Raw genomic sequence first — 20,385 nt, 5'->3', positions numbered from 1 at the left:
CGGGGTGAGGGAACAAAAAAACCTCCCGCAGGTGCGGAAGGTGGCGCGTCGAGATCTCCCGACGCGCTAGTGAATGATCCCCTGCTCGTGCATGGCGACATGGTGCCACGCAGCACTCGCGTGCGTCACAGCAGTCCGGAGAACGGGATCGCCCGCCAGGGGGCGTCCGAGGCCGGGTCCCATCGCGTCCCCGCCTGGGCGAGGGAGACGAAGCCCGAGGCCACGGCCAGCACCACCGCCGCGGCGACCAGCCAGGCCACCGGACGGGCGGCGAGCGGGCGCACCACCCGACGCACCGGTCGGCGGACCCGACCACTGCCGGGCCCCCACCACAGGCCCACCACGAAGCCCGCACCCACCAGGAGCAGCGAGGTCGTCTCCCCCGCCGCGACGGCGAAGCAGAGCAGGGCCACCGCCAGCGCGATCCCCAGCGCCCATCCGGCGAGCACCAGGCTCCCCGGCAACGAGGCGAGGAGGTGGTAGGGGCTGGCCAGCGTGGTGAGCACTCCGTCGTACCACCGGCTGCCGCGGCTCAGCCGCCGGTCGCGGGCCGCCGATCCGGCCCGCGAGCCGGTGCGCAGCAACCAGACCACGCCCACCAGCACGGGGGTGGCCAGGTAGGGCGCCCAGGCCAGCGCGCCGGCCCCGGACGCTGCGAGACCGAGCAGCAGCACCGCCCCGCGCAGGCGCTCCGGGAGCGGCCGGCGCCGTTCCGCGGCCGCGGCGGGGTCCTCCTCGTCCCAGGTCCAGGCGTCCCAGGCCCCTTCGTCCCCGTCCCGGGGGTCCGAGCCCTGCTCGTCCCGGTCGCGCGGGTCCCAGGCGTGGGCGTCCCGGTCGTGCTGGTCCCAGGCGTGGGCGTCCCGGTCGTGCTGGTCCCAGGCGTGGGCGTCCGGCTGCCGGCTGCCGTGCTCCTCCCAGCGGCCGTGCTCGGGCGGCAGCCGCCGGGTTGAGCCGGGCAGCGGGAGGGGCACGGTGGGTGGGTCCTGCTGGTCCCGCGGGGGGAACCGGCGGGCGGGTGCCGGCCTCGGGGCCTCACCGCGGCGCAGCCACTCCCGCAGCTCGCGCACGGTGGGCCGGGCGGCCGGCTCCGGGTCGAGCGCCGCGAGCACCACCTCGCGCACCGGCCCGGAGAGCCCGCGCAGGTCGTGCTCACCGCGGCGCACCCGGTCCATCACGGCGACGTCCGGGCCGGAGCCGAACGGGCGACGGCCGGTCGCGGCATAGGCCACGGTCGCACCCCAGGAGTGCACGTCGGAGGCCGGGACGGCGTCGCGCCCGAGGAGGATCTCCGGCGCCAGGTAGCCGGGCGTGCCGAGCAGCCAGCCCACCCGGGTCAGCCGGGGGTCGTCGGCGAGGCGGGCCAGTCCGAAGTCGATCAGGACGGGGTTGCGCCCCTCCATCAGCACGTTGGACGGCTTGACGTCGCGGTGCAGGACACCGACCCGGTGCACCGCCTCCAGCGCCTCGGCCAGCGTTCGGGCCAGGTGGACCAGGTCCTCGCCCCAGACAGGACCCTCCTGGCGCACGTGCTCCTGGAGCGAGAGGCCGGGCACGTAGCGGGTGACCACGTAGGGCACCTCGCCCCACGGGTCGGCGTCCAGGATCTCGGCCACCCGGGGGCTGCGGATCCGGGAGAGCGTGCTCACCTCCCGCTCCAGCCGGGCGCGCGCCTCGTCGTCGCCGACCACGTCGGGCCGCAGCACCTTCAACGCCACCCGCGGTCCGCCGGGCCGGGCGGCCAGGTGGACGACGCCCATGCCGCCCTCCCCCAGCCGGGTGAAGAGCTGGTAGCCCCCGACACGCGGGCCCAGGGGCTCGTGTCGGGAGGCGGTCACCCGTCGAGGGTACCCAGACCCGGGGCGGGATCTCGGGAGGAGCCGCCCCGGTCGCGGGTCAGCAGACCCGGTGCATCCAGCCGAAGGTGTCCTCGGCCCGCCCGCACTGGATGTCGACGAGCGCCTGGCGGATCCGCATCGTCAGCTCGGTGCTCCGCGGCGCCGGCACGGTGCCCTGCGCCGAGCGCAGCTCACCGACCGGCGTGATCACGGCGGCCGTGCCGCAGGCGAAGACCTCGACGATGTCGCCCGAGGCCACCCCCTCGCGCCACTCGTCGATCGCGAACCTCCGCTCCTCCACCTGGTGGCCCAGCTTGCCGGCGAGCTCGATCACCGAGGCGCGGGTGATCCCCTCGAGGATGGTCCCGGTCTCCGGGGTGACGATGCGGCCGTCGGCGTGGACGAAGTACATGTTCATCCCGCCGAGCTCCTCGACGTAGCGGTGCTCCTCGGCGTCGAGGAAGACCACCTGGTCGCAGCCGTGGCGGCTGGCCTCCTGCTGGGCGACCAGCGACGAGGCGTAGTTGCCGCCGGTCTTGGCCGCACCCATGCCCCCCTTGGCCGCGCGGGTGTACTCCTCGGTGAGCCAGAGGCTGACCGGCTTCACCCCGCCCGGGAAGTACGAGCCCGCCGGGCTGGCGATCACCATGAAGGTGACGTGCTGGGAGGGACGGACCCCGAGGAACTTCTCGGAGCCGAACATGAAGGGCCGCAGGTAGAGGCTCTTCTCGCCCCCGCTGTCCGGCACCCAACGCTGGTCGGTGGCGACCAGGGCGTCGACGGCCTGCACGAACTCCTCGGGCGGCAGCTCGGGCAGGGCCAGCCGCTGGGAGGAGCGCAGCATCCGCTTCGCGTTCTCCTCGGGCCGGAAGGTCCAGATGCTGCCGTCGTCGTGGCGGTAGGCCTTCATCCCCTCGAAGGTCTCCTGCGCGTAGTGCAGGACCGCGGTGGCGGGGTCGAGGGACAGTGGACCGTAGGGCGTGATCCGCGCGTCGTGCCAGCCCCGCTGGGGGGTCCACTCGACCGTGAGCATGTGGTCGGTGAAGTGCTGGCCGAAGCCGGGGTCGGCGAGCACCTCCGCGAGGCGCTGGTCCTCGACGGGGTTGGTCGACAGTGTGGTGCTGATCTCCATGGCGTCAGGCTAACTGCTCGGGCCGGCCCCCCGGCCGAGCGAGGGGTCCGTGCGGTGGCGCCCCGGGGTTCCCGGGGCGGGGTGCGCGAAGGCCACGTCAGAGTCGGGCGGCGATGGCGTCGCCGACCTCCGACGTGCGGCGTACCTGCCCGCCGGACCGGCCCGCGAGATCCTCCAGCACGGCCTGCTCCACCCGCGCCGCGGCGTCGGAGCGACCGAGGTGATCCAGGAGGAGGGCCGCGGACAGGATGGCCGCGGTCGGGTCGGCCTTCTGCTGGCCGGCGATGTCGGGGGCGGAGCCGTGGACGGGCTCGAACATCGAGGGCGCGGTCCGGTCGGGGTTCACGTTGCCGGAGGCCGCGAGGCCGATGCCCCCGGTGATGGCGGCGGCGAGGTCGGTGATGATGTCGCCGAAGAGGTTGTCGGTGACGATCACGTCGAAGCGCGACGGGTCGGTGGTCATGAAGATGGTCGCCGCGTCGATGTGCATGTAGTCGCGGGTCACGTCGGGGAACTCCGCGCCCACCTCCTCGAAGAGGCGCCACCAGACCGAGCCCGCGTGGACCAGGACGTTGGTCTTGTGGACCAGGGTGATCTTGCGGCGGGGCCGCTTCTGCGCGCGCGCGAACGCGTCGCGCAGCACCCGCTCCACGCCGAAGGCGGTGTTGACGCTGACCTCGGTGGCCACCTCGGCGGGGGTGCCCACGCGCAGCGCGCCGCCGTTGCCCGTGTAGGGCCCCTCGGTGCCCTCGCGCACGACCACGAAGTCGACCTCGCCGGGCGCGGCCAGGGGCGAGGAGACGCCCGGGAAGATCCGGGACGGGCGCAGGTTGACGTAGTGGTCGAGCTCGAAGCGCAGCCGCAGCAGCAGGCCGCGCTCCAGCAGCCCGGGCGGCAGGCCGGGGTCGTTGGGCTTGCCGCCGACCGCCCCCAGCAGGATCGCGTCCTGGTCGCGGATCTCGGCCAGGACCGAGTCGGGGAGCACCTCGCCGGTCGCGAGGTAACGCTCCGCGCCGAGGTCGTAGCGGGTGGTGGAGAACATGCCTGGGGCGACCGCGTCGAGCACCTTGAGCGCCTCGGCGGTGACCTCCGGACCGATGCCGTCGCCGGGGATGACGGCGAGGGTGACCGGTGTGTCTGAAGGGGTCTGGGTCATGGCGTGAGGTTAGTTGTCGTCCGGCCGCTGGCCGCCGTCGTCTCGCAGGTCAAGCGCGGTCTGCAGGGCCTGGTGACTCTGTGGGCTGTCGGGGTCGTGACGGGCCGGGCCCCAGTCGGACGGGTACATGTCGTACATGGCGTGCTCCTCGGTGATCGGGACGGTCAGGGGTCTCTGTGCTGAGGGGGCAGCACCCCTGGGCCGCGGCGGACGGGTCCCGAGCTCGACCACGGATCACGTGGGAGGAGGGGCCGTCGGCATCGCCGGGAGCGGATCACGTCGGCCGGAGAGGCGGAGCGCCGCGACACAGGTGGGGCTGCTGGTCGAGGGCCACGTCAACGCCGAACACCGCGGCGAGGTGGCCCTCTGTCAGGCCTCGCCGCGGCAGTCGATGAGTACGAAGACGCTCCGCATGGTGGTGCGAGGATACGACGCGCCACCCGCGGCCCGGAAGCAGGCGGCGACAATCGTCCAAAGTGCGAGACGGCTTTCCCAGGATGAGAGACTCGAGCCATGAGTGCTCCCCCCGAACTCCCCGAGATCGTCGCGCGTGCCTTCGACGTCTCCCGCAAGGCGGGATACGTCTCGTTCTGCCGCAACGAGACCGGACGCCTGCTCGCCACCCTCGCCGCCACGCGCGGCGGGGTGATGGCCGAGTTCGGCACTGGGTGCGGCGTGGGCACCGCCTGGCTGCGCTCGGGCGTGCGCACCGATGCACGCATCCTGACCGCGGAGCTGAACCCTTCGCTGGCCGCCGCGGCCGCCACGATCTTCACCGACGACCCCTCCGTGGAGGTCTTCCAGGCCGACTGGTCGACCCTGAGCAGCAAGGGGCCCTTCTCGCTGCTCTTCCTCGACTCCGGCGACCCCGACAGCGTGCGGGTGGACGCCGTCGCCGACCTGGTCGAGCCCGGGGGCCTGGTCGTGCTGGACGACTTCACCCCGTGCGAGTCCTGGCCGCCGATCTACCTGGGCCGGGTCGACACGTTGCGCGAGGAGTGGCTCACCGACGAGCGCTTCACCGCCGTCGAGGTGATGATCGCGCCCGACGCCTCGGCGCTGATCGCCACCCGCCGCTGACCGAAGAGCGGCGCGCCCGGGCGACGCCTCAGTGGTAGTAGTTCACGTCGTCGAGCAGCAGCCCGGCCACGACCGGGTTCGGCTTTCCGCTGGGGTCGTGCTGGATCCCCAGGACGTGCCGCTTCCGGGTGCCGTCGTCGAAGGTCAGCTCCACGATGCCCTTCGAGACGACCCGGTAGGTGCCGCGCTGGTCGGGCGGCAGGATGCTCCACACGCTGCCCAGCCCCGGCCAGCTCCCGATCGTGACCTCGCTGCGCACGAACCGGCCGTCCGTGGCGAGCGAGAGGTGCTCGGTCCAGCTGTTGCACATCAGCAGGCAGTTGCCGGCCCAGTTCTGGTGGATGAGGTCCGTCTGGATCTTCGATCCCTTGGCGGCGAGCGTCAGGGGGTGGAAGTCGATCTTCTCCCCGACCCCGGGGTGGGCGTAGGTGAAGCCCTCGGAGGTCACCTTCGCCTTCTTCTTCCCGATCCGCACCGTGCCCTTGCGCCTGTTCCAGGTGTAGCGCTGGCACTCCTTGACCTTGGCCGAGCACCTCGGCTTCCGGCCCTCGGACCAGCCGGTGTAGGCCCACTTCGAGTCCACGAACCAGACCGCGTGACTGACCCATCCGGCCGAGTCCAAGGTGGTCGTCTCCTCCCAGCCCCACCAGTAGCTGCCCGCCAGCTTCTTGGGCACGGTCGGCTTCGGCGTGATCGCCACCTGGGTCCGGGCGGTGGCCGGCTCGGCGCCGGCCGCGGTGGCGGTCAGCGTGACGGGCCGGGGGCGCGGGTCCGGGACGGGCTTGCCCGACTTGCCCTTGCCCTTCTTGCCCTTCGTCGCCTTCTTCTTCGGCGGTGCGAGACGGACCTTCAGCTCGGCGTACTCCGTCGAGTTGCCGGCGAGCGCGCCCAGGTCGACCTCTGCCTGGCGCAGCTGCACCCCGGCGCCGGTGGCGGTGAGCCGCACGGGCCCGGCGTCCCCCCTGCCGGTGTTGCGCACGGTGACGCGCAACGACGCCCACCGTCCGGCCCGGGCACCCACCATCAGCTCGCCGGGCTCGACCTCGAGCACGGGCCGGTGCGTCTCGGCGAGCTCCTCGGCGTACGCCCTGCTCAGCCAGTCGCCGCCGGAGGGGGGCAGGACGGCGGCGTAGGCACAGTCGAGCTCGGTCTCCCGCAGGCGGGGATCGGCCCCGCTCGTGAGGGTCACCGACGCTCCGCCGGCCGTCCGGGTCACCGGCACGGCAGTCCCGACGGCCCACCGCCCCTGGGCCTCGGCCGCGACCGTCGCCGCGACCGCGGTGAACGCCGCCACGCACGAGGTGCCGCTCCAGGTGCCCAGCACCACGCCCAGGGCCGCCTCCGCGTCGGCGGGCGGCTGGGCGAACGACGCGGTCGTCGTGAGGACCTGTGCCTCCAGGTCGACGGTCACCTCGACCCCCGTGAGCTGGTGCTGGGGGTTGGTCGAGGTCGACTCCACGTCGTCGAGCACCACGTGGCGACGCACCACGCCGTCGCTCCACCCGTCGGCCCGCGCAGAGGTCCGCGCCCCGTCCGCCGCCCGCAGCTCGTCCGGCGCGATCGTGCCGGGCAGCGGGTCGCCGGTGGCGACGGCGGCTCCTCCCCCCGCCACCAGCAGCAGGACGACGGGCACGGTGGTCATGGCACGACGGAGCAGCATCATTGTCCCCCCAGAGGCTCGTGCCCGGCACCCTAACCGCAGGCGCCGCCCTCAGGCCAGGTCCACGGCGTGCACGGCGTGGGCGTCGATCGCGGCCTTGATCTCGCTGAGCACGTCGGCCGGGATGGCGGAGTCCACCGAGAGCGCCACCAGTGCACGGCCACCCTTGTCCTCCCGGGCCACCTGCATGCCGGCGATGTTGACTCGGGCATCCCCGAGGATCCCGCCGACCGTCCCGACCATCCCCGGCCGGTCCTCGTAGACGAAGAACGCGAGGTGCTCGGTGGGCTCGAGATCGACCTGGAAGCCGTTGACCTCGACCAGGCGCTCCCGCTGCGCGAGCCCTACCAGGGTGCCGGCCACGGAGACCTGCGAGCCGTCGGAGAGGGTCCCCCGCACGGTGATCAGGCTCCGGTGGTCGGGGCTCTCGGGCTCCGCCACCAGGCGCACGGCGGTGCCCCGCTCCGCGGCCAGCAGCGGCGCGTTCACGTAGGAGACCTGCTCCTCGACGATGTCGGAGAAGGCGCCCTTGAGTGCGGCCAGCTCGAGCACCCGGACGTCGAACTCGGTGATCTCGCCGCGCACCTCCACGTCGATGGCCTGGGCCACCTCTCCGGCCAGGGCGGTGAAGACCCGTCCCAGCTTCTCGGCCAGGGGAATGCCGGGCCGTACGTCCTCGGCGATCACCCCGCCCTGGACGTTGACCGCGTCGGGGACCAGCTCACCGGCCAGGGCGAGCCGCACCGACCGGGCGACCGAGATCCCGGCCTTCTCCTGGGCCTCGGCCGTGGCGGCGCCCAGGTGCGGGGTGGCGACCACGTTGTCCAGTGCCAGCAGCGGGGAGTCCGGGCACGGCTCCTCGGCGAAGACGTCGAGACCGGCGGAGGCGACCCGGCCGGTCTTGAGCGCGTCGTGCAGCGCCGCCTCGTCGACGATGCCGCCACGAGCCGCGTTGACCAGCACCAGCGTCGGCTTCACCTGGGCCAGCTCGGCCGCCCCGATCAGCCCCGTGGTCTCCGGCGTCCTGGGCAGGTGCACCGACATGAAGTCGGACTCGGCCAGCAGGGTCTCCAGGTCGACGAGCCGCACGCCCATCTGGGCGGCCCGGCCGGCCTGCACGTAGGGGTCGTAGGCGATGACGCGCATCCCGAAGGCGCTCAGCCGCTGCGCGACCAGCACCCCGACGCGACCCAGGCCCACGATGCCGAGCGTCTTCTCGAACAGCTCGGTGCCGGTGAACCGGCCGCGCTGCCACTCGCCACGACGCAACGCCGCGTGGGCCGGGCTCAGGTGCCGCGCCGCGGCCAGCATCAGGCCGACCGTGAGCTCCGCCGCGCTGACCAGGTTGGACGACGGCGCGTTGACCACCATCACGCCGTGCTGGGTGGCCGCGCGCACGTCGATGTTGTCGAGGCCGACACCGGCGCGCGCCACCACCCTGAGCCGGGGAGCGAGCCCCAGCAGCTCGGCGTCGACGCGCGTCTCCGACCGGACCAGCAGCGCCTCGGCCACCCTGACCTCGGCCAGCAGCCGCTCCCGGTCCGCGCCGTCGCAGGTGCGGATCTCGAAGTCCTGCCCGAGCTCGGCGACGGTGGCCGGACTGAGCGGCTCGGCGATCAGGACGACAGGGCGGTGGGTCACAGCGGGTCCTTGCGGGGAGGATTCGGGGGCGACTCGGGGCCGCGGGTGCACGACGCTGTGCCTCCGGCAGCCTAGCCCAGCCCTCGCCCCGGTCCCGGCGTCCGGGACCCGACCGCGCCGCCCGGCCGGTGTCCGCGGATCTCGTTCCCTCGTGGTCGTCACCGACGTCCTCCCCGATCCGCAGCAAGCGCCCGGGTGGTGTCCTCGTCGGGGGCGCCCCCGGGGCCTCTCAGGGGTCTCACCGATGCGCCCGGGGCGGCGCCGGCCGGAGGCTGGGAGCCATGATCACCCTCGATTCCCTCACCAAGAGGTACGGCCCCCACCTGGCCGTCGACGACGTCACCTTCAGGGCCGCCCCCGGGCGCGTCACCGGCTTCCTCGGGCCCAACGGAGCCGGCAAGTCCACCGCGATGCGGATGATGACCGGGCTCACACCGCCCACCCGCGGAACCGCCCTGGTCAACGGCCGCCGCTTCGTCGACCTGCCCAACCCCGGCCGCGAGGTGGGCGTGCTGCTCGACGCCTCGGCGCAGCACGCCGGGCGGACCGGTCGCGAGATCCTCGCCATCGCGCAGCGGACCATGGGACTTCCCCGGACCCGGGTGGAGGAGATGCTCGAGGTGGTGGGACTGACCCCCACCGAGGCCGAGCGCCGCGTGCGTCACTACTCGCTCGGCATGCGCCAGCGGCTGGGCATCGGCCTGGCCCTGATCGGCTCCCCCGGCGTGCTGATCCTCGACGAGCCGGCCAACGGGCTGGACCCGGCCGGCATCCGCTGGATGCGCGACCTGCTGCGCGACTACGCCGACGACGGCGGCACCGTGCTCCTCTCCTCCCACCTGCTCCACGAGATCGAGGTCGTCGCCGACGACCTGGTGGTCATCGGGAACGGGCGGATCGTGGCCCAGGGCACCAAGGCCGAGCTGCTGGAGTCCGCCGGCACCGTGGTGCGGGCGCGGGACGGAGCCGCGCTGCTCGCCGCCCTCACCGGCGCCGGGCAGCCTGCCACGGCCCACCCGGACGGCAGCGTGCACACCGAGGCGAGCGCGGAGGCCGTCGGCGAGGTCGCACTGGCCGCCGGGGTCCCCCTGCTGGAGCTGCGCACCGCCGACAGCCACGGGCTGGAGGAGATGTTCCTCCAGCTCACCGCCCAGACCCAACGCGACCAGGTCGTCGCCCCCACCACAGGAGCAGCAGCATGAGCGCCCTGACCGACCACTCGACCCACCCGCTCCAGGCGGGCCCCGGGGCCGGAGCCACCGCCGCCACCGCGGCGATCGGCTCGCCCCACCCCTCGATCCCGATGTCCAGGATCCTCTGGGTGGAGCTGACCAAGATGTTCGACACCCGCTCCGGGTTCTGGCTGCTCTCCGCCACCGGCCTGCTGGCACTGGTGGCCACCGGGGCGGTGATCCTCTTCGCACCGGAGGAGGCGCAGACCTTCGAGAGCTACGGCTCGGCCATCGGCATGCCGATGACGGTGATGCTGCCGGTGATGGCGATCCTCGCGGTGACCGGGGAGTGGTCGCAGCGCAGCGCGCTGACGACGTTCACCCTGGTCCCCCGCAGAGGCCGGGTGCTGCTCGCCAAGGCCGTCGTGGCCGTCGGCGTGGGCGTGGCCTCCATGCTGGTGGCGCTCGGCGTCGGGGCGATCGGCAACGTCGTCGGCACCGCGATCTCGGGGGCCCCGACCACCTGGGACGTGGGCGTCACCGAGCTGCTCCAGATCATCCTGGCCAACGTGATCGGCCTGTTCATGGGGTTCACCCTCGGGGTGGTGCTCCGCAGCTCCGCGGCGGCCCTGGTGGGGTACTTCGTGTGGTCCCTTGCGCTCCCCAACGTGCTCTTCGCACTCGGCACGGTCCAGGAGTGGTTCGCCGACGTGCAGCCCTGGGTCGACCTCTACTACGCGAGCATGGCGCTCTACGACGGGGCACCGACCGGCGAGCAGTGGGCCCAGCTCGGCACCGCCGCCGTGCTGTGGCTGGCGATCCCGCTGACCTTCGGGCTGTGGCGGGTGCACCGGGCCGAGGTCAAGTAGCTCGGCGTGAGCCCGGGGTCACCCGGGCAGCAGCAGGGCCCGACCCGCCGGTGTGCCGGCGGGTCGGGCCCTGAGCCCGTGCTGAAGCCTGCGGCGCGATCAGCGAGCGGCCGAGCCCTCCGTGTAGTCGCTGTCCTCCTGCTTCCACGCGAAGTGGGAGCGCAGCTGCTTGCCGGTGGCCTCGATCGGGTGGGAGGCACCCTTCTCGCGGAGGGTCGCGAACTCGCTGCCGCCGTTGTCCTGGTCCTCGATGAACCGCTTGGCGAAGGTGCCGTCCTGGATGTCGGCCAGGATCTCCTTCATCGACTCCTTGACCGCAGCGGTGACCACGCGCGGGCCGGAGACGTAGTCGCCGTACTCGGCGGTGTCGGAGACCGACCAGCGCTGCTTGGCGATGCCGCCCTCCCACATCAGGTCGACGATCAGCTTGAGCTCGTGCAGCACCTCGAAGTAGGCGATCTCCGGCTGGTAGCCGGCCTCGGTCAGGGTCTCGAACCCGGCCTGGACCAGGTGGGAGACACCGCCGCAGAGCACGGCCTGCTCACCGAACAGGTCGGTCTCGGTCTCCTCGGTGAAGGTGGTCTTGATGACGCCGGCGCGGGTGCCGCCGATGGCCTTGGCGTAGGACTTGGCCAGCTCCCAGGCGGAGCCCGAGGCGTCCTGCTCGACCGCGATGATGTCCGGGATGCCGCGGCCGGCGACGTACTCGCGCCGCACCGTGTGGCCGGGCGCCTTGGGGGCGACCAGGATCACGTCGACGCCCTCGGGCGGCGTGATGTAGCCGTAGCGGATGTTGAAGCCGTGGCCGAAGACCAGGGTGTCGCCGGGGGCCAGGTTCGGCTCGATCGCGTCCTTGTAGACGTGGCGCTGGACCTGGTCGGGGGTGAGGACGACGATCACGTCGGCCTCCTCCACGGCCTCGGCGGGGGTCAGCACCCGCAGGCCCTCGTCCTCGGCCTTGGCGCGGCTGCGCGAGCCCTCGAGCAGGCCGACGCGGACGTCGACGCCCGAGTCGCGCAGGTTGAGCGCGTGGGCGTGGCCCTGGCTGCCGTAGCCGATCACCGCGACGCTCTTGCCCTGGATCAGGGTCAGGTCGGCATCGTCGTCGTAGAACATCTCAGCCACTGGGGCTCTCCTTAAAGGGGTGTGATTCGTGGGAACAGGGGTGGGGGTGTGCGGTCGGCGTGGGTCAGCCGGCGTCTCTGGCGGCGACCGGGACGGTGACCGGGCGTCCGGTCCGCTCGGTGATCGAGCGCGAGCCGCGCCCGATGGCGACCAGACCGGACTGCACCAGCTCGCGGATCCCGAACGGCTCGATGATCCGGAGGAAGTCGGCGAGCTTCTCGGAGTTGCCGGTGACCTCGATGGTCACCGCGTCGGGGGCGACGTCGACGACCTTGGCCTTGAAGAGCTGGACGGCGTCGAGCACCTGGCCCCGGGTCTCGGCGTCGGCGCGCACCTTGACCAGCAGCAGCTCGCGCCGGACCGCGGCCCGGCCCTCGAGCTCGACGATCTTGATGACCTCGACGAGCTTGTTGAGCTGCTTGGTCACCTGCTCCAGCGGCAGGCCGTCCACGTTGACCACGATGGTCATCCGGGAGATCTCGGGGTGCTCGGTGGGCCCCACGGCGAGGCTCTCGATGTTGAAGCCCCGGCGGCTGAAGAGGCTGGCGACCCGGGCCAGGACGCCGGGCTTGTCCTCAACCAGGACGGACAGGGTGTGGGTGCTCACAGGTCATCCTCGTCGAACTGGGGCGCCATGTCGCGCGCGTACTTGATGTCGTCGTTGCTGGTGCCGGCGGCCACCATCGGCCACACCATGGCGTCGCGGTGCACCCGGAAGTCCACCACCACGGGCCGGTCGTCGATCGCCATGGCCTTCTCGATGGTCGCGTCGACGTCGGCCTCGCTCTCGCAGGCCAGGCCGACGCAGCCGTAGGCCTCGGCCAGCTTGACGAAGTCGGGGATCCGCTTGGAGTGCAGGTCGGTGTTGGAGTAGCGCTCGTTGTAGAAGAGCGTCTGCCACTGGCGCACCATGCCGAGCGACTCGTTGTTGATCACCGCCACCTTGATCGGGATGTCGTTGATCGCGCAGGTGGCGAGCTCCTGGTTGGTCATCTGGAAGCAGCCGTCGCCGTCGATGGCCCAGACCGTCGAGTCGGGCATCCCCACCTTGGCGCCCATCGCGGCAGGCACCGAGAAGCCCATGGTGCCCAGCCCGCCGGAGTTGATCCAGGTGTTGGGGTTCTCGTAGGAGACGAAGTGGGCGGCCCACATCTGGTGCTGGCCGACGCCGGAGGTGTAGATCGCCTCCGGCCCGGCGATGGACCCGAGCCGCTCGATGACGTACTGCGGGGAGAGGCTCCCGTCGTGCGGCTTCTCGTAGCCGAGCGGGTAGCGCTTCTTCACCCCCGCCACGAAGTCGACCCACTGCTCGTAGTCGCCGGTCCTCCCCTGCTCCGCCTCGGTCTCGAGGAGGGCGAGCAGGTCGATCAGGACCTCCTTGGCGTCGCCCACGATCGGCACGTCGGCGTGGCGGTTCTTGCCGATCTCGGCCGGGTCGATGTCGGCGTGCACCACCAGGGCGTTGGGCGCGAAGGAGTCGAGGTTGCCGGTCACCCGGTCGTCGAAGCGCGCCCCGAGGCTGATGATCAGGTCCGAGCGCTGCAGGCCTGCCACCGCGGCGACCGTCCCGTGCATGCCCGGCATCCCGAGGTGCTGGGGGTGGCTGTCGGGGAAGGCACCGCGGGCCATCAGGGTGGTGACCACGGGGATGCCGGTGAACTCCGCCAGCCGGCGCAGCTCACGGTGGGCGCCGGAGCGGATCACGCCGCCGCCGACGTAGAGCACCGGGCGGCGGGCCTCGAGGACCAGCCGGGCCGCCTCGCGGATCTGCTTGCTGTGCGGGCGGGTGATTGGCCGGTAGCCGGGCAGGTGCAGCTCGGTGGGCCAGACGAAGTCGGTCATCGACTGCAGGGCCGACTTGGCCACGTCGACCAGGACGGGACCGGGGCGGCCGGTGGAGGCGATGTGGAACGCCTCGGCCACGGTCCGCGGGATGTCGGCGGGGTCGGTGACCAGGAAGTTGTGCTTGGTGATCGGCATCGTGATGCCGCGGATGTCGGCCTCCTGGAAGGCGTCGGTGCCGATCATCGACGCCCCCACCTGACCGGTGACGGCGACCATCGGCACCGAGTCCATGTGGGCGTCGGCGATCGGGGTCACCAGGTTGGTGGCACCCGGCCCGGAGGTGGCCATGCAGACCCCGACCCGGCCGGTGGCGGCGGCGTATCCCTGGGCGGCGTGTCCCGCGCCCTGCTCGTGGCGCACCAGGATGTGCCTGATCCGCGTGGAGTCCATCAGCGGGTCGTAGGCGGGGAGGATGGCGCCACCCGGGATCCCGAAGATGTCGGTGACCCCCGCGTTCTCCAGCGAACGCACCAGGCTCTGGGCCCCGGTGATCCTGCCGTCCTGCTCACTCATCGATCTCTTCCTCACTTCGAGACGCTGTCGGTCCGACCAAAACAAAAAACCCCTCGGCCGATTGTCGGCGACGAGGGGTGACGCGTGTGCTGAGGGGTCTGACTCAGTCCACGCGTCGCGTGCGTACAAGAAGCTTCTCGGTGCGCATGGCACCACCGTCCCCGTCGCCGGTCCCCGACGTCAAGCGAGTGTGCCACGCGTCCCACTATATGGTACGGCCGTCCCAGAATGTGGCGCGGGTCGCTCACGGCAGGACCGACACCCCCATCGGCCCCGGGTTGAAGGCGACCTCCCAGCGGAAGCCGTCGGGGTCGGCGAAGTAGCCCGAGTAGCCGCCCCACGCCCGCTCCTGGGCCTGCGCCACCAGCGACGCACCGGCCGCCCGCGCCTGCTCCAGCACCCGGTCGACCTCGGCCCGGGTCGTCACGTTGTGCGCCAGCGTGATCGGGGGCACCACTCCGGTGGCGACCCGGGTCCCGGTCTCGGCCTCGAACGCGGTGCTGTCCCACAGCGAGAGGACGACCTTGGCGGCCACCCGGAACATCACCACCTCCCCCGGCACGTCGAGGTCGGCCTCCCAGCCCAGCCCGTCGGCGTAGAAGCGCCGGCTCGCCGAGACGTCGGCCACGGCGAGGGTGACGAAGCTCAGGCGCTGGTCCACGCCCGCCACTCTGCCAGACTCGGCGGATGCCGCTGCCCAAGCTCCGCAACGCCCTGAGACTCCTCGGAACCGGCGCGCCACGCCTGTGGCGGGCGGCCCGCGCCGCGGGGGCCGGCCGGGCCGACGCCCTGGACGTGGTGCTCGCCGCACTGGTGGCACTCCTGCTGTCCACCCGGAGCGGAGGCTGGCGACAGCAGAACGCGGTACGCCACTTCAGCTGGCAGGCCTACCTGGCTGCCCGTCACGGCGAGCCGCTGGCCCGCGCGGTGGGCGACGCCCAGGAGCACGGGTCGGCCGACCTCGCGGACTCCGGGGTCGACGAGGCCAACAACCGGGCCGGACGCGCCTACGGCCTGTCCCGGGCCCAGGAGCTCACGGGCGGCCGGCTGACCACCCTGCGCACCCTGGTGGGGGTGGCCGCGCGGAAGTGGCGGGCGCGCGAGCTCCTCGCCCAGCCGCTGCCCGACGGGACGGACCCGCGCGACCGGCGGCGCTGAGCCCGGTCAAGGTCGGCTCAGGCCAGCTCCTGGGTGATCTCCCGCTGCGCCCCCGCCACCGTGACGCGGGCCAGCGCCCCGTTGACCAGTGGCAGGTAGGGCGGCACGTGCCCGCACTCCACGTCGAGCACGATCGGCAGGTCGAGCCCTCCGAGGGCGTCGAGGACGGCGTCGCGCTGGGTGAAGTCGCCGGAGGCCGGCGCCCCGGTCCGGCCCACCAGGATCGCGTTGGCGTGGTCGAACCAGCCGGCGAGGCGCAGCCCGTGCAGGTTGCGGCAGATCTCCAGCGCCGGGTCGTCGGAGGCCTCGACGTAGACGACCAGCCCTTCGTCGGCGTGCTCGCGGGCGAAGGCCGCCACGTCGCCGTACGGCGTCCCGGCCAGGTTGGCGACGGTCTCGATGCAGCCGCCGACCAGTCGCCCGGTGACGTCGAGCCCACCTCCCCCCACGACCTCCCAGGTCCCGCTGCCGTCGAGCTGGTACGCCGTGGGCGTGGGGTCGTTCTCCCAGTCGTCGAAGCCGGTGGTCCGGTAGACCCCGGACGCCCGCTGGGTCACCGGGCCGGTGGCCGAGGCCAGCGCGGTCCAGTGCGCGAGCCCGGCCGGCGGCTCGTAGGGGGTGTCCATCAGGTTCGACCCGTGCAGGGTCGCCCAGCCGAGGCGAGTGGTGAGCGGCACCAGGAGCGTGGAGATGTCGCTGAAGCCGACCACCCAGGTCGGCTCGGCGTCGGCGAGCGCGACCCAGTCGAGCCGGTCGACGAGGTCGATCGCGGTCTCGCCGCCCCACGGCGGCACGATCGCCCGGATCGCCGGGTCGAGGAGCATCCGGTTGAGCTCGTCGGCTCGCTTCTCCACCCGGGCGCTCACGTGGCCCGCGTCCCCGTCCAGGCACTCGCCCACCTCGACCTCGTAGCCACGGTCGCGGAGCCAGCCGAGCGCGACGTCCAGGCGCGGGCGCAACGGGGTGGGCACGCCGCTGGAGGGGCTGGTGACGCCGATGCGGTCACCGGGGCGGAGCGGGGCGGGGAAGCGGATCATCGCCCCATCCAAGCGGTCCGCACCGCGACGCCGCAAACGGGTTCAGCCCAGCAGGGAGCGCACCTCGGCGATCCCCCGGTGGACCTCCTCGAAGCTGGTGGAGAGCGGGGAGAGCCCGATCCGCAGCCCGTCGGGGTCGCGGTAGTCGGGGAGCACGTCCTGTTGCCACAGCCGTGCGGTGACCTCGCGCATGGCGGGGTGCAGCAGCGTGACGTGCCCGCCGCGCTGTCCGGGGTCGCGGGGCGAGCCCAGCCGGACGCCGAGCGGGGCCAGCCACGCCTCGGCCAGCGCCACGGCGTACTCGGTCAGGGCCACCGACTTGCGCCGGACCGCCTCGATCCCGGTCTCCTCGAGCAGGTCGACCATGTCCTGGACCGCCAGCATCCCGAGGATGGGCGGGGTGCCGGAGACGAAGCCGCGGATCCCCTCGGCCGGGCGGTAGCCCGGTCCCATCGCGAACGGGTCGGCGTGACCCATCCACCCCTGGATCGGCTGGCGGAGCGCGCCGTGGTGGCGAGCGGCGACGTAGCCGAAGGCCGGCGACCCCGGCCCCCCGTCGAGGTACTTGTAGGTGCACCCCACGGCGAGGTCCACCTGCCAGGCGTCGAGCTCCACCGGCACCGCCCCCGCCGAGTGGCAGAGGTCGACGAGCACCAGGGCGCCGACGGTGTGGACCAGGCGCGTCAGCTGCTCGACGTCGGCCAGGTGCGCGGAGCGGTAGGCCACGTGACTGAGGACCACCGTGTTGGTCCGCTCCCCCAACGCCGCCCCGAGCAGCTCGGCGGTGACCCCCGCGGAGGGGTCCACCTCGACCCAGCGCACGGTGCAGCCGCGTTCGGCGGCGATCCCCTCGGCGACGTAGCGGTCGGTGGGGAAGTTGTCGCTGTCCACCACGATCTCGGTGCGGGCCGGGTCGCGGCGCAGCTGGGCGTCCACGGCGGCGCGGAGCAGCTTGTAGAGCCAGACGGTCGTGGAATCGCCCACCGCGACCTGCCCCGGCGCCGCACCGAGCACGACCCTGCCGAGGCGGTCCCCCAGGTCGGTGGGCAGCGCCAGCCAGCCCTCGTCCCAGCCCCGGATGAGGCGGCCACCCCACTCCTCGCGGACGAAGGCGGCCAGCCGGTCGGCGGTCGCCTCCAGGGGTCGCCCGAGGGAGTTGCCGTCGAAGTAGACCAGCGGGGACCCGGCCCCCACGAAGCGGGACCGGAGCGCGGCGAGGGGGTCGGCGGCGTCCCGCGGGCGCGGGTCGAGGTCGGGCACGGCGGGGCTCCTGGGGACGGGCGTCAGAGCGACTCGGTCTCCGAGGAGGGTACGGCGAGCGCTCCCGGCAGCCGGGTGAGCAGGTCGTCCTCCGGGGAGCCGGGGAGGAAGGTGACCAGGTCGCGCCCGAGGGGGCCGGGCCACCCGTCGGTCAGGGCGGCCAGCAGCGTCGCGTCGTCGAGGCCGACCTCGCGCAGCAGCGCCACCTCGCGCAGGTTGAGGCCGACCGGAAGGGGGCCGTTGCCGAGGTCGGTGCCGTAGAGGACCCGGCCACCGGCGGCGTGGAAGGCCGCCAGGTTGGCGCACGCGGTGCGCTGCTCCGGCGTCGACGTCCCCCGCCCGTGGATGTCGAGGGTGCTGATCCAGGTCATGTCGGCGGCCACGCACTCCTCGACCACGGCGCGGTCCAGCAGCTCGGTCCACGGGGTGTGGGCCAGCACGTCGATCCCGGCCGCCAGGGCCAGCTCGACCATCCCGGGCCCTTCGACGTGGGCGACCACCGGTGTCTGGCCCGCCGCCGCCACCACGGCCTCGCAGGTGGCCAGGTCGAGCACCGGCCCGGCCAGCCGGTTGAGCGTCACCTTGACCACGCTCGCGCCGAGCGCCCGCTGCTCCGCGACCGCTGCCTCCGCCTCCCGGGGGTGCGACAGGGCGCGGACGCTGCCCCGGGGCGCCCAGGGCCGGTCGCTGGGGTAGCCGTCGGGCGCGGTGAGGAACTGGCCCGCGTGGTGCACGCGCACCGGACAGGCCTCGGCCAGGGCGACGATCTCCGGGGACCAGCCCAGGTCGACCACGGCACCGATCGCTCCGGGCTCGAGGTCGGTCGGCTCCAGCAGCCCGAGGTGCACGTGGTGGTCGCGCAGGACGGGGTGGACCGTCCCGCTCAGGTCGGTGCCGCGCAGTCGCGCCGTGCTCATCCGGGCACCGTACTCCTACTGGAAGCTGACGAACCGGACCTCGGGACGGATCCGGCGGACGGCGCGCGCCTTCATCCGCGGCACGTCCTCGTCGTAGAAGAGCTTGAACCCCATCTGGAACTGCTTGGGCCGGGCCACCGCGCGGTAGGTCGCCAGCTTCTGCGCCGGGGTGCCGAACCCGTCGATGTGCTGCACCAGGGCCAGGTTGGCGCGGTCCCGGACCTTCTTGATCCGCGAGACCATCGAGTCGCGGAACTGGTGGAGCATGAAGACCTTCTGCGGGAGCCCGCGCTCGGCCGCGAGGGCGTCGAGCCAGGCGGAGACCTCGTTGACCTCCTTGGCGCGGACCGAGCCGATGACCTGCCCCGGCACCTGCCCGGGCTCCATCCGCCACTCGGGGTCGAGCGCGAGACCGACCCAGGGGTGCTCGAGCGCCCACTGCCACCGCTTCGCCACCGTGAGGAAGTCGGCCTGCCCCGGCTGGATGTCGAGCACCAGCAGCGCCTTGTTCCGCTCGGCGGCGTCGATGAAGGTCTGCACCCGTTCCCGGGGGATGTCGTGGTTGTAGTCCCCGTCGGAGCCGGGGACCGCGTCGGCGACCGTCGCGATCAGCTCGTAGACGGGCTGCACCCGCTCGCCCTTGAGCTTGAACGGGCGGGCGGCGCGCACCAGGCGCCGGTGCGCGGTGTCGGGCTCGGTCTCCCCCAGCACGCCGAGGACGCCGGTGCCGGCCGTGCCGTAGTAGGCGACCAGGAAGCGGTTGCGCGAGAAGATCTTCCTGCCGCCCCCCGGCAGCGATGACACGTCCCGCCCGGCCGGCTCGTCCGCGGCGGGGGTGGCCGCCTGGGACTGGGCCTGGGACTGGGCCTGGGACTGGGCCTGGGCCTGTGACTGTGACTGGGCCTGTGACTGGACGCGGCTCGAGGCCACGGCGACCGGCGCGGCCGGTCCCGAGGCGGCCGAGAGCCCGGCCGGCAGCAGCGCGAACAGGCCTCCCGCCAACGTGAGCGCGAGCATGGCCCCTGTCGTGCGACTCCCCCGATACATGGGGTGAACATAGCGTCCCACGACACATTGGGGTGAACATGGCGTCGCCACGACCGCGGAGTGGGACCGGCCTCGTCGACGCCTCGCGCTCTGGCACCTTGGCGGGTGCGGGGGCGCTGTCCAGCTCCGCACCCATGCCCACGGTGCGGTCGCCGGCCGGGGGCCACACCAGAACTCGGAGACCTCCAGGTGAAGAAGATCGTCCGGCTCGCGGCCCTGACCGCCGCCTCCGCGCTGCTCAGCACGCTCGTCAACCCCGCCGCCCCGGCGTCCGCGGCCGTCGACCCGGTCGCGACCATCACCGGGGACCAGATCGCGGTGATGCCCAAGGGCCAGTGCGTGGACTACCAGATCCCCTACACGGTCACGGTGCCCGCGACCAACAAGTCGTGGTCACTGGGCATCACGGCCACCGACCCCCAGGGCGGCCGAGGCGCCTACAAGCTGATCGACAGCGTCCTCGGCGACCCGCTCACCGGCACCGCCACCTTCCAGTTCTGCGACATCGGGATCCCGACCGGGCGCTACACCGTCACCGCCGAGGTGCGCGCCGTCGACACCGACGGCAGCATCAGCGGGTACCTCCCCGTGACCGGCTTCGGCTTCGACCTCGTCCAGGAGGTCACCACCCGGGCCACGATCAAGGTGAAGAAGGCCAAGAAGGGCAAGTCCGCCGTCACCACCGCGGTCTCGGCCAGCGCCGGTGGCGAGTGGAGCCCGGTGAGCGGCGGCAAGGTGACCCTCCAGCGCCAGGCCGGCAAGAAGTGGAAGAACCTCAAGTCGGCGACCACCGGCGCGGACGGCACCGCAACCTTCAAGCTGAAGGCCAAGCGTGGCTCGAAGGTCAGGGTGGCGTTCGCCGGCGGCGGTGTCTTCTCGTTCGGTGCCGGGCTGCCGATCCCCGGTGCCACCTCGAAGGCCGCCAAGCTCCGCTGACC

Annotated in this window: 19 protein-coding genes; 5 read left to right on the top strand and 14 right to left on the bottom strand. The window is 72.9% G+C overall.

Annotation, left to right across the window (positions count from 1 at the left end; translation table 11 throughout):
- Positions 1–125: 125 nt before the first annotated feature.
- The 4 genes from AC4BG9_RS04155 to AC4BG9_RS04140 form a co-directional block, all read right to left on the bottom strand.
- Positions 126–1,835, bottom strand: a complete 1,710-nt coding sequence (locus tag AC4BG9_RS04155) for a serine/threonine-protein kinase (RefSeq protein ID WP_490569815.1) — start codon at positions 1,833–1,835, stop codon at positions 126–128.
- 58 nt (positions 1,836–1,893) lie between these two features.
- Positions 1,894–2,967 carry a branched-chain amino acid aminotransferase gene (locus AC4BG9_RS04150; RefSeq protein WP_490569814.1) on the bottom strand — a complete coding sequence of 358 codons (1,074 nt, stop codon included), beginning with the start codon at positions 2,965–2,967 and terminating at the stop codon, positions 1,894–1,896.
- Positions 2,968–3,064: 97 nt separating this feature from the next.
- Positions 3,065–4,123, bottom strand: coding sequence for a 3-isopropylmalate dehydrogenase (locus tag AC4BG9_RS04145; protein ID WP_490569813.1), 1,059 nt, complete (start codon positions 4,121–4,123; stop codon positions 3,065–3,067).
- A 9-nt stretch (positions 4,124–4,132) separates the two neighbouring features.
- Complete coding sequence (locus tag AC4BG9_RS04140; protein ID WP_490569812.1) at positions 4,133–4,261, bottom strand: hypothetical protein; 129 nt, start codon at positions 4,259–4,261, stop codon at positions 4,133–4,135.
- Positions 4,262–4,636: 375 nt separating this feature from the next.
- Here AC4BG9_RS04140 and AC4BG9_RS04135 point away from each other — a divergent pair, with 375 nt between their 5' ends.
- Positions 4,637–5,203: an O-methyltransferase gene (locus AC4BG9_RS04135; protein WP_490569811.1), complete on the top strand. Its 567-nt coding sequence runs from the start codon at positions 4,637–4,639 to the stop codon at positions 5,201–5,203.
- A gap of 28 nt (positions 5,204–5,231) precedes the next feature.
- Here AC4BG9_RS04135 and AC4BG9_RS04130 read toward each other — a convergent pair whose 3' ends face one another.
- The gene (locus AC4BG9_RS04130) at positions 5,232–6,845 is read right to left on the bottom strand and encodes a hypothetical protein (RefSeq protein WP_490569810.1); all 1,614 of its coding nucleotides are present in this window, start codon (positions 6,843–6,845) and stop codon (positions 5,232–5,234) included.
- Positions 6,846–6,914: 69 nt separating this feature from the next.
- Positions 6,915–8,504 (bottom strand): phosphoglycerate dehydrogenase, encoded by a 1,590-nt coding sequence (serA, locus tag AC4BG9_RS04125; RefSeq protein ID WP_490569809.1) that lies wholly within the window; start codon positions 8,502–8,504, stop codon positions 6,915–6,917.
- A 281-nt stretch (positions 8,505–8,785) separates the two neighbouring features.
- Here serA and AC4BG9_RS04120 point away from each other — a divergent pair, with 281 nt between their 5' ends.
- Both AC4BG9_RS04120 and AC4BG9_RS04115 read left to right on the top strand, forming a co-directional pair.
- Complete coding sequence (locus AC4BG9_RS04120; RefSeq protein WP_490569808.1) at positions 8,786–9,706, top strand: ABC transporter ATP-binding protein; 921 nt, start codon at positions 8,786–8,788, stop codon at positions 9,704–9,706.
- On the top strand, positions 9,703–10,545 hold the full coding sequence (locus tag AC4BG9_RS04115; protein WP_490569807.1) for an ABC-2 transporter permease: 843 nt from the start codon (positions 9,703–9,705) through the stop codon (positions 10,543–10,545). The genes AC4BG9_RS04120 and AC4BG9_RS04115 overlap by 4 nt, the downstream gene beginning before the upstream one ends.
- Positions 10,546–10,644: 99 nt before the next feature.
- Here AC4BG9_RS04115 and ilvC read toward each other — a convergent pair whose 3' ends face one another.
- The 4 genes from ilvC to AC4BG9_RS04095 form a co-directional block, all read right to left on the bottom strand.
- On the bottom strand, positions 10,645–11,670 hold the full coding sequence (ilvC, locus tag AC4BG9_RS04110) for a ketol-acid reductoisomerase (protein ID WP_490569806.1): 1,026 nt from the start codon (positions 11,668–11,670) through the stop codon (positions 10,645–10,647).
- Between the two features lie 64 nt (positions 11,671–11,734).
- The gene (ilvN, locus tag AC4BG9_RS04105; protein ID WP_490569805.1) at positions 11,735–12,277 is read right to left on the bottom strand and encodes an acetolactate synthase small subunit; all 543 of its coding nucleotides are present in this window, start codon (positions 12,275–12,277) and stop codon (positions 11,735–11,737) included.
- Entirely contained in the window at positions 12,274–14,028 is a 1,755-nt protein-coding gene (locus AC4BG9_RS04100) for an acetolactate synthase large subunit (protein WP_490569804.1), read from the bottom strand. Before AC4BG9_RS04100 ends, ilvN begins: the two co-directional genes overlap by 4 nt.
- A gap of 244 nt (positions 14,029–14,272) precedes the next feature.
- Positions 14,273–14,689, bottom strand: a complete 417-nt coding sequence (locus AC4BG9_RS04095; protein WP_490569803.1) for a VOC family protein — start codon at positions 14,687–14,689, stop codon at positions 14,273–14,275.
- A 26-nt stretch (positions 14,690–14,715) separates the two neighbouring features.
- On the opposite strand from AC4BG9_RS04095, the gene AC4BG9_RS04090 reads away from it, so the two are divergent.
- Positions 14,716–15,186, top strand: a complete 471-nt coding sequence (locus AC4BG9_RS04090) for a hypothetical protein (RefSeq protein WP_490569802.1) — start codon at positions 14,716–14,718, stop codon at positions 15,184–15,186.
- Positions 15,187–15,203: 17 nt separating this feature from the next.
- Here AC4BG9_RS04090 and AC4BG9_RS04085 read toward each other — a convergent pair whose 3' ends face one another.
- The 4 genes from AC4BG9_RS04085 to AC4BG9_RS04070 are packed head-to-tail and all read right to left on the bottom strand — an operon-like array spanning position 15,204 to position 19,417.
- Complete coding sequence (locus tag AC4BG9_RS04085) at positions 15,204–16,223, bottom strand: S66 family peptidase (RefSeq protein ID WP_490569801.1); 1,020 nt, start codon at positions 16,221–16,223, stop codon at positions 15,204–15,206.
- Between the two features lie 42 nt (positions 16,224–16,265).
- Positions 16,266–17,483 (bottom strand): kynureninase, encoded by a 1,218-nt coding sequence (locus AC4BG9_RS04080; protein ID WP_490569800.1) that lies wholly within the window; start codon positions 17,481–17,483, stop codon positions 16,266–16,268.
- A 23-nt stretch (positions 17,484–17,506) separates the two neighbouring features.
- Positions 17,507–18,400: an amidohydrolase family protein gene (locus tag AC4BG9_RS04075; RefSeq protein WP_490569799.1), complete on the bottom strand. Its 894-nt coding sequence runs from the start codon at positions 18,398–18,400 to the stop codon at positions 17,507–17,509.
- Positions 18,401–18,415: 15 nt separating this feature from the next.
- A complete protein-coding gene (locus AC4BG9_RS04070; protein ID WP_490569798.1) occupies positions 18,416–19,417 on the bottom strand; it encodes a hypothetical protein in 1,002 nt (333 codons plus the stop codon).
- 219 nt (positions 19,418–19,636) lie between these two features.
- On the opposite strand from AC4BG9_RS04070, the gene AC4BG9_RS04065 reads away from it, so the two are divergent.
- Positions 19,637–20,383, top strand: coding sequence for a hypothetical protein (locus tag AC4BG9_RS04065; RefSeq protein ID WP_490569797.1), 747 nt, complete (start codon positions 19,637–19,639; stop codon positions 20,381–20,383).
- The last annotated feature ends 2 nt before the right edge of the window (positions 20,384–20,385 follow it).

The organism is Nocardioides sp. Z40_12, from assembly GCF_058215795.1.
The sequence above is the reverse complement of the archived record's forward strand: the minus strand, read 5'-3'. Positions and strand labels throughout refer to the sequence as shown.

Bases quoted from the DNA above. Each gene is read 5' to 3' on its own strand.
- AC4BG9_RS04115 (WP_490569807.1), top strand. From the start codon at position 9,703: ATGAGCGCCCTGACCGACCACTCGACCCACCCGCTCCAGGCGGGCCCC.
- AC4BG9_RS04145 (WP_490569813.1), bottom strand. From the start codon at position 4,123: ATGACCCAGACCCCTTCAGACACACCGGTCACCCTCGCCGTCATCCCC.
- AC4BG9_RS04070 (WP_490569798.1), bottom strand. From the start codon at position 19,417: ATGCTCGCGCTCACGTTGGCGGGAGGCCTGTTCGCGCTGCTGCCGGCC.
- AC4BG9_RS04150 (WP_490569814.1), bottom strand. From the start codon at position 2,967: ATGGAGATCAGCACCACACTGTCGACCAACCCCGTCGAGGACCAGCGC.
- AC4BG9_RS04135 (WP_490569811.1), top strand. From the start codon at position 4,637: ATGAGTGCTCCCCCCGAACTCCCCGAGATCGTCGCGCGTGCCTTCGAC.
- AC4BG9_RS04140 (WP_490569812.1), bottom strand. From the start codon at position 4,261: ATGTACGACATGTACCCGTCCGACTGGGGCCCGGCCCGTCACGACCCC.
- AC4BG9_RS04100 (WP_490569804.1), bottom strand. From the start codon at position 14,028: ATGAGTGAGCAGGACGGCAGGATCACCGGGGCCCAGAGCCTGGTGCGT.
- AC4BG9_RS04090 (WP_490569802.1), top strand. From the start codon at position 14,716: ATGCCGCTGCCCAAGCTCCGCAACGCCCTGAGACTCCTCGGAACCGGC.
- AC4BG9_RS04085 (WP_490569801.1), bottom strand. From the start codon at position 16,223: ATGATCCGCTTCCCCGCCCCGCTCCGCCCCGGTGACCGCATCGGCGTC.
- AC4BG9_RS04075 (WP_490569799.1), bottom strand. From the start codon at position 18,400: ATGAGCACGGCGCGACTGCGCGGCACCGACCTGAGCGGGACGGTCCAC.
- AC4BG9_RS04120 (WP_490569808.1), top strand. From the start codon at position 8,786: ATGATCACCCTCGATTCCCTCACCAAGAGGTACGGCCCCCACCTGGCC.
- AC4BG9_RS04130 (WP_490569810.1), bottom strand. From the start codon at position 6,845: ATGACCACCGTGCCCGTCGTCCTGCTGCTGGTGGCGGGGGGAGGAGCC.